Raw genomic sequence first — 13466 nt, 5'->3', positions numbered from 1 at the left:
TAAATGTAATTAATAGTATTTCAAAAGAGAGTGTATTCAAAAATACATTACTTGCTGTTCTTGGAGAGACTTATTTGCAGCTGAAGAAATCTCTGTAGCTTTAATGCCATCATCAATCGTGGTCCCGGGAGGACGATTTTCTTGGATAGCTTGTATAAATTCGTGCATTTCTAACTTGAAAGCGTTATCAAATCTATCTATAAAATTTGACACAATTGGATGGCTAGCACCATATTCATCGTAAACCATTACCTGATTCTTTTTAGGAATCGACTGTATTTGCAACGTGCCATGAGTACCGACAATTTCTGTCTCGATATGGTAACCATGGGGAGCCGTTCGACCGCTGTAAAAAAGGCCTATCTTATTATTCTCAAATTTTATAATAGCTGTACCGTTATCGATATCGTTAGTCTGCTTTAATTGATCATGCAAGTACGTTGCGCCTAAAGCATAGACACTATTAGCTTCGGATTCTAAAAACCATCTGGCTAAATCGATATCATGGACACCCATATCGATAAATAGGCCTCCATTAGCTTCTGAGGAATTTATTAAATCATTAATTAAATAATTTGGATCCAAGCTGTAACAACGGACTAAAAAAGGCGTGCCAATCGCTCCCATTTTTATTTTTGACTTAGCGTAAGTATACGCAGGATCGTATCTTCTCATAAAACCTACCATGAAAACTTGACCGGCATGTTTTTCGGCAATCTTCTGTAAATAATTACATTCTTCATTTGTAATGCCCAAAGGCTTTTCACAAAAAACATGTAAGCCTGCTTCTAAAGCCAGAATAACTTGCTTATAGTGTTCAGTTGATCGTGAAGCAATAACTACAGCATCCAATTCGTTATTTTGTATCATTTCCTCATAATTGGTGTAAGCATAAGCAATTTGCCAATCTTTTTGTATCGATTTTACTTTTTCTCTTGTGCGCGTAGAGATCGCGGCCAGTTCTGCATCAGGTAATTGGAAAGCTATATTTCGGGCGTGTTTTATTCCTAATTTGCCAAGGCCCGCCACACCTAATTTTAATTTTTTCATTCTATTCCTCCCGTATCTAAGAATAGTAGTGTGCACATTGATCACCAACCATGTGTAAATGGTTTAAATGAAAAACAAACAAAATAAAACCTTTCACATAGATTAACACTAGTTTTAGAAAAATAAAACAAGTAAATTAAATATTTTTTTATTTAATTTACTTGTTTTTGATTTAATTTAATTAAACGAAAGTAAAAGTGATCAACGAAAATTTAGAATGAAATGGTTACAAACTTGTTAAATATGGATATAGCAATTGGTTTTGAGTGTTTTATTCGATTACCTTTACGTTGTGTTTTTCTAAAAAGTTTTTAAAATCTTGAGGAACATTGTCTGAAATAACAAAATCAGGGGAATTCGGTTTTGCTACTTGATGAATGCCTCGCTTATAAAATTTGGTGCTTTCGAGCATTAGAAACCACTGTGAAGACATCTCTTGAATCTTTTTATAAATATAAGTGCTGATAATATGATTTACTGTTAGGCCAGCTATAAAATCCATGCCAGTTACACTTGTAAAAGCCTTATTGACATAAATACCCTGAAAATAATTATCTACTTTTTCAGAACTAGTAGAGATCATGCCATTCTGATTTACAATTTCTCCTCCAATAAAAAACACTTTTATATCTTTTTTTACCAATTCACTCAGAGCATTAATGTTGTTGGTTACTACGGTTAAATTAGAAACCTCTTTAAGTTTGTGAGCCAATAGATAACAAGTAGAACCAGAGCCTAAAAAAATCGTATCACCGTCTTGAATTTGACTAAGAGCTAGGGAAGCAATATATTCTTTAGCTTGTTCATTATCTATATAAATACTTGCTTCAGAGGAAGGAAGAGGAGTGTATTGATTTTGCTGTTGCTGCTGTTCTAGGAGTACAGCTCCCCCAAAGGTTGTTTGCAAAAATTTCTGGTTCTCGAGGTTATTTAGATCTTTTCTAATAGTTACTGTACTTACATTAAATATGTCTTTAAGTTCATTTGTTTTAATACTTTTTCTCTCTAATAAAATATTCTTTATATTTTGCAACCGTTCAGCTGGCATCATATTTATTCTCCTTTTTAACGTGATAGATTACTCTTATCAAAACATTAAATTAAATAAAAGTAAATAAATTAAACTAAAAAAAAGTTGTATTTCGCGAAAATAGTAATAAAATTAAATCAAATTAAATTATTGCAACTAATTATCTTAAGAAATGAAAAAGGGAGGTTTTCAAAAATAAGTAGAATGAAAATACTTTTTTGTAAGCGTAAACATTTTTATTAGTCTAGTCAGGGAATTTATGTTCTTAAATAGTTGAATTTAAATACTGAGAACAATAAAAGGGGGAAAAGGAAGAGTTAATCTTCCAATATTATGAATGCAAAACACTCTTACGTTATCTTAGTAGCTTTAGTAGCGTCTTTAGGTGGTCTATTATTCGGTTATGATACTGCCGTAATAGCTGGTGCAGAACAGTCAGTACAATTATATCTAGTTGAAAGTTTAGGATTTGGATCTTTAATTCATGGTTTGACCGTATCAAGTGCATTAGCTGGTTGTATTATTGGGGCCTTTTTATCCGGAAAATTATCAAATAACATAGGACGAAGAAATACTTTAATCATCGCTGCTATTCTATTTGCTATTTCTGCTTTGGGTTCTGCATATCCTGAATTGTTTTTCTTTACTGTTGGGGACCCTACGCTATCCTTGCTTGTCACATTTAATTTATATCGTATATTAGGTGGAATTGGAGTGGGACTAGCTTCTGCTATAGCACCTGTGTATATTAGTGAAATGAGTCCACAGCATATTCGTGGAAGACTGGTAGTGCTATATAATATGTCGGTAGTGGTTGGCCAAACGGTGGTATATATAGTGAACTGGTTAATTACTTTGGATCAACCTGTATCCTGGATAAACGAGACTGGTTGGCGTTATATGTTTGCATCAGAACTTTTCCCTGCTGCCTTGTTCTTCTTTTTACTATTCTTTATACCGGAAACACCACGCTATTTAGCTATTAAACATCAAGAAAGCAAAGCTTTTAATGTTTTAGAAAAGTTACATGGATCGAAACAGACGGCCGATGAGATTCTAGGCAGCATCAAGTATACATTACGTGTACAAAGTGAGAAGTTTAATTTGTTTTATTATGGAAAAAAAGTATTGATTGTTGGCATAACGATTGCAATGTTGCAGCAATTTATTGGTATTAACGTTATTTTATATTATGCGCCGAGAATTTTCGAAAGCCTTGGAGCCGGCCAGTCGACTTCAATGCTTCAGACGGTGCTTGTTGGTGTGATCGGTGTTGTTATTTCGCTTCTTGCTATAAGATTGGTTGATACTGCCGGAAGAAAATTTTTATTGCTGTTAGGGTCTGCAGTAAGCGCTATATGTTTAATTGCTGTAGCGACTTTATTTCTTTCAGGTGTTTATGGAATAAGTACGCTCATTTTTATCTTAGGATTTGTGGCTATTTTTCAAATGACTTGGGGCCCGATTACTTGGGTCATGCTTTCAGAAATATTTCCAAATAAAATTAGAGGACAAGCGATGTCGATTGCTGTAACGTTGCACTGGGGCGCTAATCTAGCGGCATCCTCTACTTTTCCACCTCTAAATGAAGCATTTGGAGCAGCTTCCTTTTTTATTTATGGCGCCATTAGTACTTTGGCATTTTTGTTCGTGTGGAAATTCGTTCCTGAAACTAAAAATAAATCTCTTGAAGAAATCGAAAATATTTGGCTTGATGATGTTAAAGTTAGTAAGGAAAGAGATTATGAAGAGAATGAAGTTGTATCTAAGCACGATTAACATAAATAATCTTAGTGTATAGGTTGATAAATAAGGACAAGGGTTATCCTAAATATAGGAAGACCCTTGTCCTTATAGTTTAAAATTTTAATTATGTAATTCTTTTACTATTAACGATTTGTTTAATTGATTGACTGTTGATAATCGCGATTATGTTAAGAAGTAGCAATAAATACTGAATTGAATCATTAAGGGAAACAAGAGTGATATAAGACTTCAACAGCTTTAGATACATATTCTTTTTCTAAAAGCGCAAAACCAATCACTAAGGTCGGCGGAGCTTGTTTGGGATATTTCATAAACCGATCGAGACCGTATAGTTCAAGTCCGTTTAAAGCAGCTCGATGTAAAATTGAAGGAAGTGTCTCATGAGTCTGAACATGAAGCAAAAAATGCAGGCCGGATTTTTCTCCTTGAATTACTGCTTTTTTTCCAAAAATGTCTTGAATTTCGTATATAAGGTGTTCACGGACTTCGCCATAATGGCGGCTCATGCGTCGGATATGCTTACGATATTCGCCGTTCTCTATAAAATGAGCAAGGGTTTGTTGATGGAGAGATGAAGCAGTTTGCATTAAGTGAGCACATTTTTGATGAAATAAATCTAATAAATCTGGAGGTAACACCATATAGCTGATTCTGAGACCGGGGAGCAGTGATTTGGAATATGTACCCATATAGATTACTCTTCCGTGATGATCAAGACTTTGCAAGGCAGGAATCATATCCCCTTCATACCGAAACTCTGAATCATAATCATCTTCGATGACATATCGACCTGTCTGTTCATAACACCAATTCAGTAATTGGATACGTCTAGAAATGGGCATGATAGCACCGACCGGCATCTGATGAGACGGAGTTACAATAACGGTATTAATTGTTTTTTGCTGTTGCAAAGCTTCGGTTTGAAGACCTTGGTTGTCTACTGACAGTAGTTCAGTACGTTCACCGTTTTGTTCAAGCATTTGCCGAATCCGTTGATAACCAGGGTTTTCTAGTGCATAAGAACGATCGGGACCTAAAAGCTGCGTGAGTTGCTGAAGCAATACTTGGGTACTGGCTCCGATAATAATCTGTTCAGGTTGGCATGTTACGCCTCGCATCTGGCGGACGGAGTAACTAATAGCTGTCCGGAGACGTTGCGATCCAGCCGGAGGATCAATATCGGCCCAAGAACGTCGGTTTGCCTCTGTAGCAGCTTGCTCAGATTTATACCACTGTTTGAACGGGAAACGAGAAGCATCAACACTCATATGAGAGAAAGAATATATATACTCATACGAAGGTTGCGGTGTAGATTCTGGTAATGCAAGCAATGGAGAGGCTCCTAAAGAAAGTGGCTCTAAACGTTCTACGAAATACCCTTTGCGTTCTATCGTATAAATGTAGCCCTCTGTATTCAATTGCATATAGGCGGCTAGCACACTATTTTGGCTCACGGATAAAGTTTGTGCTAGTGAACGTTTAGAAGGAAGAGGAGTGTCAGCAGATAATCTTCCAGACAAAATTTCTTGTTGAAACCATCGGTATATCTGCTTGTAAATAGGCTCATCTTTGTTGTGCCGGACAATAGAGATGTAAAACAATATTTTTTCCTCCATCTGGTACCATTTATTTTTTCTTTGTGGTTCTATTCATGATATCAAAAGAGTTATACAATTGCGAAAAGAAAAATGATAACGGTTCCAAATAAGCAAATATTCTTGAGGAGGTAGATTATGCAATATAAAAATTATACGAGTTCTGAATTACAGCAAAAAAGAGATCAATATGTCCCCCAAGCGATTGGTAACGGAAACCGAAATATAGCTTCTTATGCGCGCAATGCTACCATTACCGATATTGAAGGGAACGAGTGGATTGATTTTGCCGGAGCAATTGGCACATTAAATGTAGGTCACACACATCCAAAAATTTCTGCTGCGGTGAAGAATCAAGTAGATAAATTTTTGCATCCAGGTTTTAATGTGGTGATGTATGAAAGCTATATTTTGCTGGCTGAAAAATTAACTCATTTAATGCCTGGAACAATGGCCAAGCAGGCTATGTTATTCAATTCTGGGGCGGAGGCCGTTGAAAATGCTGTAAAGGTCGCAAGAAAATATACTAATAAGTCTGCCGTAGTTTCGTTTGAAAGAGGGTTCCACGGAAGAACCAACTTAACAATGGGGATGACGAGTAAAGTCAAACCGTATAAATTTGGTTTTGGTCCCTTTGCCCCTGAAATTTATCAAGCCCCGTATCCTTATATGGATCGAAAACCTCCTCAGTTGACCGAGGAAGAGTATATCGATGCTGAAATTCAACGGTTTCGTGATTTTTTTGTATCATTTGTCGCTCCGGAAACTGTAGCTTGTATGGTGTTAGAACCGGTACAAGGCGAGGGAGGCTTTGTTATACCTCCTAAAAAATTTATCAAGTACGTCGAGGCCTTCTGCCGAGAAAACCACATTGTATTGATCGCAGATGAAATTCAAACCGGATTTGGGCGAACAGGAAAAATGTTCGCTTCGGAGCATTTTGATCTTCAACCTGATCTTATGACTTTATCCAAGTCTTTAGCAGCAGGATTGCCTTTAAGTGCGGTCGTAGGTAACAAAGATATTTTAGCTTCAGCTTCTCCAGGTGAACTGGGGGGAACATATGCCGGGAACCCTCTCGCGTGTGAAGCAGCTTTAAACGTTATAGAGGTGATTGAAGAAGAAGATTTGCTTCAGCAAGCAGAAAAGCAAGGAGCAAAAATTGAACAAGCTCTAGCTGAAGTTCAAAAGAAGAATAGACATGCTGGGTCTCTTCGGCGTTTAGGGGCGATGGTGGCGATGGAAATTGTGAATGATCAACAAGAACAGGTACCTGATAAGCAAACGACCCAAAAATTAATTCAGTATGCCAATCAACATGGTTTACTCCTTTTGGGCGCCGGAATTGATAGTAACGTAATACGGTTTTTGGCTCCGTTAACCATTTCAGAACAAGAGCTCAATCGTGGTTTAGCCATTCTGCAAGAAGCGTTTCACTCGCTTCAATAATTAGTTTTTTATTTTCATATGATGTATTAAAATAATGGGCTTAGGTCTCGTGAAAGGGAGTAATAATGATATGTTTGGACAAATATATGTGAACGGGGAATGGAAACAGGCAGACGAAGGCACCCTGGACGTGGTGAACCCGGCCAACGGAGAAGTCGTGGGAGAGACCGCCAACGCAGGCGAAGCGGAAACGAAAGAGGCCATCAATGCGGCCCATGAGGCGTTTGATTCCTGGTCGAAGACGACGGCGTACGAACGCGCAGACATTCTCCGCAGGATTCACGGCCTGATGATGGAGCGCCAGGATGAACTCGGTGAACTGCTGACAAAGGAAATGGGCAAACCACTGGCGGAAGCCAAAGGGGAAGTAGCCTACGCGGCTTCTTTCATTGAATGGTATGCGGATGAAGCGAAACGGGTCTACGGCGAGACCATCCCCTCTAATTCAGAAAACAAGCGGCTGATGGTGATTCACCAGCCGGTCGGCGTTGTCGGTGCGATTACGCCCTGGAATTTTCCGCAGGCGATGATCACCCGTAAAGTAGGACCAGCCCTTGGCGCAGGCTGCACCATCGTACTGAAGCCGGCCAAGAATACGCCGCTGTCCGCTGTGCGTTTCGTAGAGATCTGCGAAGAAGCGGGCGTGCCCAAAGGCGTGATCAACCTGGTGACCGGCCAGAGCTCCTCGGCTATCGGCAATGAATTGATGTCGAACGAAAAAGTACGCAAGGTCACCTTTACCGGCTCCACCGAAGTTGGAAGCAACTTAATGGAGCAGGGTGCTCAGGATATTAAAAAGCTGTCGCTTGAACTCGGCGGCCATGCGCCGGCACTTGTCCTCGACGATGCAGATATCGACAAAGCGGTCAACGGCGTCGTGGCCTCGAAATTCCGCGCATCCGGCCAGACATGCATTTGTGTAAACCGTGTGTATGCCGAGGAAAAAGTTTATGAAGAATTTGTCGAAAAATTTGCGAATGCATGCAAGGATCTGAAGGTCGGCGACGGTATGGACGAAGACGTGAAGGTGGGCCCGCTGATTGATAAAGATGCTTACGAAAAAGTCGAGCGCCATGTGCAGGATGCCGTCGATAAAGGTGCAAAAGTTGTAACGGGCGGCAGCGGTTATGAAAAGAACGGCGGCTACTACTTTGAACCGACCGTGCTCCGCGACGTCAACCATGACATGATCATTATGCATGAAGAAACGTTCGGGCCGGTGGCGCCGGTGCAGAAAATTACAAGTGATGAAGAAGGCGTCAAGCTGGCGAACACCACACCGTTCGGTCTTGCTTCGTACTTCTTTACCGAAAACATGTCCCGGGGGATGAAAATGGCTGAAGGACTTGAATACGGTATTGTCGGCTGGAATGATGGCGGCCCGTCCGCGGCCCAGGCGCCGTTTGGCGGCTGGAAGCAGAGCGGTATCGGACGCGAAGGCGGCCGTCAGGGCATCATGCCGTTTCTCGAAACCAAATATATTTCGATGGGATTATAACGTTTTTTCTGAATGTTTTTGATTGAAAATAAAAATAGTGAAGCTTTCAAAAGAAGTTTAGGAAACATGGTCAAGAATTATCTTTTTGAAAATTAGACTGGTGGAATCAATAAAGGAACAATAGCAAATTTATGTTTTAAATCTATCCATAATTATCTAGAAAGGAGGAAGCGTATGAAAAGTACGTATATTAATGGAGAATGGTTATTGGGGGAAGATGCCAATCGAAAGTTGTACTCACTGCAAATTACTGAACAGGATGTTTATCAATGAGTAATTTCACGCAAAAAAACGCAGAAGTTTCTGCTGCAAGTGACCGGCAAATTTGGTCCTTGCCGAATAAAGCTAAATCACTCTCCGTTTCGTTATTGAGTTTATTTTTGTTCTTGGTCCCAGTTCCTTATAATGGTCAATGGACGATTGCTATTGGAATCATTGCAGAATGGATCCAAGTTTGGTTTGCTGAGCAGCTACCTACTTTCATGACAGTTATCCTTTTGCTATCTGCAGCGGTTACTTTGATTATCAAATCATCAACCACTCAAAAATCGCAATGGTTGGACCGTTATCCGTTCATTCAAGAATTATTCGACGTGGGGTGGTCTTGGGCCGTCCTCCGAATCATAGGAGCGACCTTTGCAGTGCTAACTCTGTTTGAAGTGGGGCCGGAGTTTTTATGGTCTTCAGCTACAGGGGGCACCGTATTATATGATTTGGTGCCTGTACTTACGACTTGGTTTTTAATCGCTGGGTTTTTTATGCCGCTTTTACTTCGTTTTGGATTGATGGAGTTTATTGGCACCATGCTTCGTAGTTTAATGAGACCAATGTTTAAGCTTCCCGGTCGTTCCTCTATTGACGCTACTGCTTCTTGGATGGCCAGCGGAACTGTGGGTGTACTCATTACTACCCAACAGTACGAAAGTGGTTATTATACAAAAAGAGAAGCAGCTGTCATTGCGACCAATTTCTCTGTGGCTTCGATCGCATTTAGTTTAGTGGTATTAAATACGATTGGTATGGGTCATATGTTTCTTCAATTTTATATTACTATTATAGTGGCGGGTGTTATTGCTGCTATTATTTGTCCACGAATCCCTCCTCTCTCCAGAAAACGAGAAGAATATTATGAACCTATAGGAAAACAAATCTCTGAGGAAGTACCAGAAAACACTTCAAGATTACATTGGGCCGTTGAAAAATCTTTGACAAAGGCCTCAGAAGTGCGGTCTGTTGGAAGTATTCTGAAGCAAGGAAGCCAAAATGTGTTGGATATTTGGTTAGGGTTAATTCCTCTTGTTATGGGATTAGGCACGATCGCTTTAATAGTGGCAGAATACACGCCCGTATTTAATTATCTTTCGTTTCCACTTGTACCAATACTCGAGTGGGCTCAAATACCAGAAGCGACAGAAGCGGCTCCCGCTATGATTGTAGGATTTGCGGATATGTTTTTGCCAGCGGTTGTAGGTAGTGGTATTGAAAGTGAATTAACAAGATTTGTGATAGCAGTTCTCTCGCTGACACAGTTGGTTTATATGTCTGAAGTGGGGATTCTACTTATACGCTCACGCATACCGATAAATATATTAGATTTGGCCATTGTGTTTATTCAGCGTACTATCATTACACTTCCGATTATCATCACTATGGCGCATCTGTTTTTCTTTTAAACTTGTAGTTAATCATTTGAAAAACGACATCCAGTTAGAAAAAGGAGAATTGACAATATGTATAAACCTAAAGATTCATCAAAAACCCCTCGTTATACAGGCGTTCGCACATTTATGCGATTGGAAAATATTCGTACGGTAGAAAACGTAGACATTGCAGTGATAGGAAATCCCTTTGACACAGCAGTATCTAATCGAACAGGTCAAAGGGGAGGGCCGCAGCACATACGTGATTTTTCCATCCTCCTCCGGCCGTATAATCCTGCCCAGGACATTAACATTTTTGATTACTGTTCTAGTGTAGATTATGGGGATTTTGACATTATCCCTCAAAATATACATGCTTCATACGAAGTAGTTGAAGAAGAGTTAAGTCACGTGCTTGCAAATGATATCACACCAATCATCTTAGGAGGAGACCATTCGATAACCCTAGGGCATCTCCGTGCCTTTGCCAAAAAATATGGACCGATAGCGCTTGTGTTATTCGATTCCCATAGTGACACTTGGGATAATTATTTTGGAGAAAAGTACATGCACGGCACTCCATTCCGTCGAGCAGTCGAAGAAGGGCTGATCGATGTCGATCATTCGATAATGATTGGCCTCCGTGGTCCTTTATACGGGCCAGAGGACGTTACAAACCCTGAAGATTTAGGTTTCAAGACAATTCCCATGCGAAAAGTGCATAATTTGGGCCAAGAAGAAGTGTTGCGCCAAATTCATGAGAGAGTAGGGGAGGCTGCGGCTTTTATCTCTTTTGATGTGGATTTCGTGGATCCAGCATATGCTCCTGGGACTGGGACCCCAGAAGTAGGCGGCCCTACTAGTTTTGAAGCATTGGAATATATACGGGGCCTCCACGGATTAAATATTAAAGGATACGACTTGGTGGAAGTGCTTCCTGCCTATGACAGTGGAGACATTACCGCTGCATTAGCTTCATCTGTAGCTTATGAGATGATGACACTCACGGCAATGAAAAAAAGAGACGGAAAATGAGAGAACCAAAGAGCATCTTATAAGGGTGCTCTTTGGTTTATATAAGGAGAGAACGAATAAATTTTTTTGAAGAAGGAAGCGACTGGCATCAACGGGCACTGGTTTTCGTGAAGAAGGTGGAGGATATTACGAAAGTGCTTGCTGAATTGGACGGGCTGCAGTTCACGAAGCCGTTGAATTACATGATTACTTACCAGCCCTCATGTCACGTGACCAACGTGCAGCGGATTACGAAAGAACCGAGGCAGTTGATGAATCAAGTCCCAGGGGTGTCGGTGAACGAAATGAATGATCCGGATTTTTGCTGCGGATCGGCCGGAATTTATAACATTGTACAATACGACGAATCGATGAAAATTCTCGATCGTAAAATGGGGGATGCCGAAGCCACGGATGCCCAAGTGATTGTCACCACTAATCCAGGATGCTTGCTACAAATGAAATACGGAGCGGAACGGGCTTCCACCGGCCAGCGGGCAGTGCATCTCATTGAACTATTGGCAGAAGCCGGGCCAATGGCTAGATGAAGATTAGATAAAACCCATTTATCTTAAAGTAATTTGTGAAGGCAATCAGTTACTCCAAGCATTTCGATCCCATGGAATCGAAATGCTTGTTCAACAGATTGCAGACAAAGGCCTCCGAAAATGGAATTCGGAGGCCTTTGTCTGCAATCGGAGCTTCTTCGTTCGCGAAGAAGCTTTCTTAAGGTTCTATTAAAAGTTATTACGTATGATCTTTCTATCTTAATTAAACTTTTACGTCAACTGAAATGTTTATGTAAAAGTTTAAGTTTAATACTCTAAGTTAAGAAGCGACTTCCGATAAGAGTCGCTATGTTTAGCTAGTGCTTATTTTTATTTTCTAAGTCTTGTAAATGAACTAGTCAAATTTTTGAGCACGGGTCAAATGACTGTTTAAGTTGGAGGAGTGAGATTCTTTAAAATTATAATTTCCATAAAAAGTATTTTATAACTTGGATTCTTTAATGTTGCAGTTTTAAAACAAATGTTGATCATGGTTATAAGTATTGGAAACCATCGACAACGCTTAAAATGCTTTTTTCTATCGATACGTTTCGCAGATGGTGGTCAGTCCGGATTTAAGGCACGAATAAGTCTAAACGAGTTTTCCAAGCGAGTCTCTTCTCTTGATTTCTGGAACCACAGTTTATGGAACTAAGAAATGGGAATATGAGAAATAAAGTTGAAAAGGAGGTAATTTTTTGAAAGTCATTTCTAAAGCAACTGTTGGGGCAGTCGCGACTTCCTTGTTTGTGATGGCTGGTTGTTCTGGCGGCAATGATTCTGCTCAAGAGGAGCAGACAGAAGATCAATCCAACAACGAAAACAGTGAAGAAGACACCGCTGATGCCGAAGCAGAGCTAATGACAGCAGACGAGACTTCCGCTGGCACCGTTTCATTTACTGAGCAAGCAGAGTACACGGAAGTGAGAGTAGAAGCGGAAAATCTGAATCCTGGGCACCACGGGTTTCATATCCATGAAGAAGCAGTATGTGAGCCCGAAGAGGAGGAACCATTTAGCTCTGCCGGAGGGCACTTTAATCCAGATGACGAGGATCACCCGAACCACGCAGGTGATATGCCTTCACTATATGTAAATGAAGATGGCACGGCAACAATGAGCTTTACCACTGATCGTTTTACTGCCGATCAATTGGTAGATGAGGAAACAGCAGTAATGGTCCACTCCAACGCGGATAATTTTGCGAATGTTCCGGAGCGTTACCAATCAGAAAATGCGGATGAAAGCGGACTAGACACGGATACTTTAGATACTGGAGACGCTGGAAGCCGAGAAGCATGCGGGCCTGTGTCTTCATAAACGTAAGATAAGGTAGACAACTAAAAGTGGCATTTCCTATATTCTTGAAGATGGCAAAATATAACGGGATATGAGGTTCCATGGATTGGTTCAGCGGGATTCGTGATTGATTTTTGAATATCGTACATGTAGATATCACAATGTGAAATATATTTATTGGAATAGCCGGCACTATCGTGGAAATTTACTTTGGCGGTAGTAGCTGCGCTGCAATGAGTTTAGATCTTTTTACGCAGAAGACCGGGCAGATTGTAGTTTATATTACTGAAAGCAAATAGTTTTTACTTCAATATGATAAGTGATCTTCGATTTTGAGAAGAAAAAACGCTCTTGTACTTCTTTTATTTGCACTTGTACTTCTTTTATTGCAAATGCATTTAATCTTTTTTCGAGCACAATCTTATGATTACCTGTCTGGCTCGTGTATGTTTCTATGACGTCAAAACCATATTTGATAAAACAAGCATCTTTGGCTTCGGAAGAGCCAAAGATGCTTGTTTTCTATATCCAACGACTTTTTAACACTAATAGCTATTGCTTCACTTGGAAATAAAGC

At 40.1% G+C, this 13466-nt stretch carries 10 protein-coding genes; 7 read left to right on the top strand and 3 right to left on the bottom strand.

The genetic code is table 11. From position 1 onward, the window contains the following. Window positions 1-36 precede the first annotated feature (36 nt). Complete coding sequence (locus tag B5066_RS00885; RefSeq protein WP_079474080.1) at window positions 37-1050, bottom strand: Gfo/Idh/MocA family oxidoreductase; 1014 nt, start codon at window positions 1048-1050, stop codon at window positions 37-39. 271 nt (window positions 1051-1321) lie between these two features. Next, window positions 1322-2101, bottom strand: a complete 780-nt coding sequence (locus B5066_RS00880; RefSeq protein WP_079474079.1) for a DeoR/GlpR family DNA-binding transcription regulator — start codon at window positions 2099-2101, stop codon at window positions 1322-1324. 312 nt (window positions 2102-2413) lie between these two features. Between B5066_RS00880 and B5066_RS00875 the strand changes: the two genes are divergently transcribed. Next, window positions 2414-3859 (top strand): sugar porter family MFS transporter, encoded by a 1446-nt coding sequence (locus B5066_RS00875; protein ID WP_079474078.1) that lies wholly within the window; start codon window positions 2414-2416, stop codon window positions 3857-3859. Between the two features lie 188 nt (window positions 3860-4047). On the opposite strand, the gene pdxR is transcribed toward B5066_RS00875, so the two are convergent. Further along, window positions 4048-5448: a MocR-like pyridoxine biosynthesis transcription factor PdxR gene (gene pdxR, locus B5066_RS00870; RefSeq protein ID WP_179123995.1), complete on the bottom strand. Its 1401-nt coding sequence runs from the start codon at window positions 5446-5448 to the stop codon at window positions 4048-4050. 132 nt (window positions 5449-5580) lie between these two features. Here pdxR and gabT point away from each other — a divergent pair, with 132 nt between their 5' ends. From gabT to B5066_RS00840, 6 genes are all read left to right on the top strand, one after another. Continuing rightward, a complete protein-coding gene (gene gabT / locus B5066_RS00865; protein WP_079474076.1) occupies window positions 5581-6891 on the top strand; it encodes a 4-aminobutyrate--2-oxoglutarate transaminase in 1311 nt (436 codons plus the stop codon). A 70-nt stretch (window positions 6892-6961) separates the two neighbouring features. Next, window positions 6962-8389: an NAD-dependent succinate-semialdehyde dehydrogenase gene (locus B5066_RS00860; RefSeq protein ID WP_079474075.1), complete on the top strand. Its 1428-nt coding sequence runs from the start codon at window positions 6962-6964 to the stop codon at window positions 8387-8389. 269 nt (window positions 8390-8658) lie between these two features. Then, window positions 8659-10062, top strand: a complete 1404-nt coding sequence (locus B5066_RS00855) for a YjiH family protein (protein ID WP_079474074.1) — start codon at window positions 8659-8661, stop codon at window positions 10060-10062. 57 nt (window positions 10063-10119) lie between these two features. Then, on the top strand, window positions 10120-11064 hold the full coding sequence (speB, locus tag B5066_RS00850) for an agmatinase (RefSeq protein WP_079474073.1): 945 nt from the start codon (window positions 10120-10122) through the stop codon (window positions 11062-11064). 32 nt (window positions 11065-11096) lie between these two features. Next, window positions 11097-11591 carry a (Fe-S)-binding protein gene (locus tag B5066_RS00845; protein WP_079474072.1) on the top strand — a complete coding sequence of 165 codons (495 nt, stop codon included), beginning with the start codon at window positions 11097-11099 and terminating at the stop codon, window positions 11589-11591. Between the two features lie 698 nt (window positions 11592-12289). Continuing rightward, window positions 12290-12910 carry a superoxide dismutase family protein gene (locus B5066_RS00840; RefSeq protein WP_244897315.1) on the top strand — a complete coding sequence of 207 codons (621 nt, stop codon included), beginning with the start codon at window positions 12290-12292 and terminating at the stop codon, window positions 12908-12910. Window positions 12911-13466 lie beyond the last annotated feature (556 nt).

Origin of the sequence: Marinococcus halophilus (genome assembly GCF_900166605.1) — a bacterium.
GTDB classification, from domain to species: Bacteria; Bacillota; Bacilli; order Bacillales; family Marinococcaceae; genus Marinococcus; species Marinococcus halophilus.
This window is presented reverse-complemented; position numbering and strand designations above follow the sequence as displayed.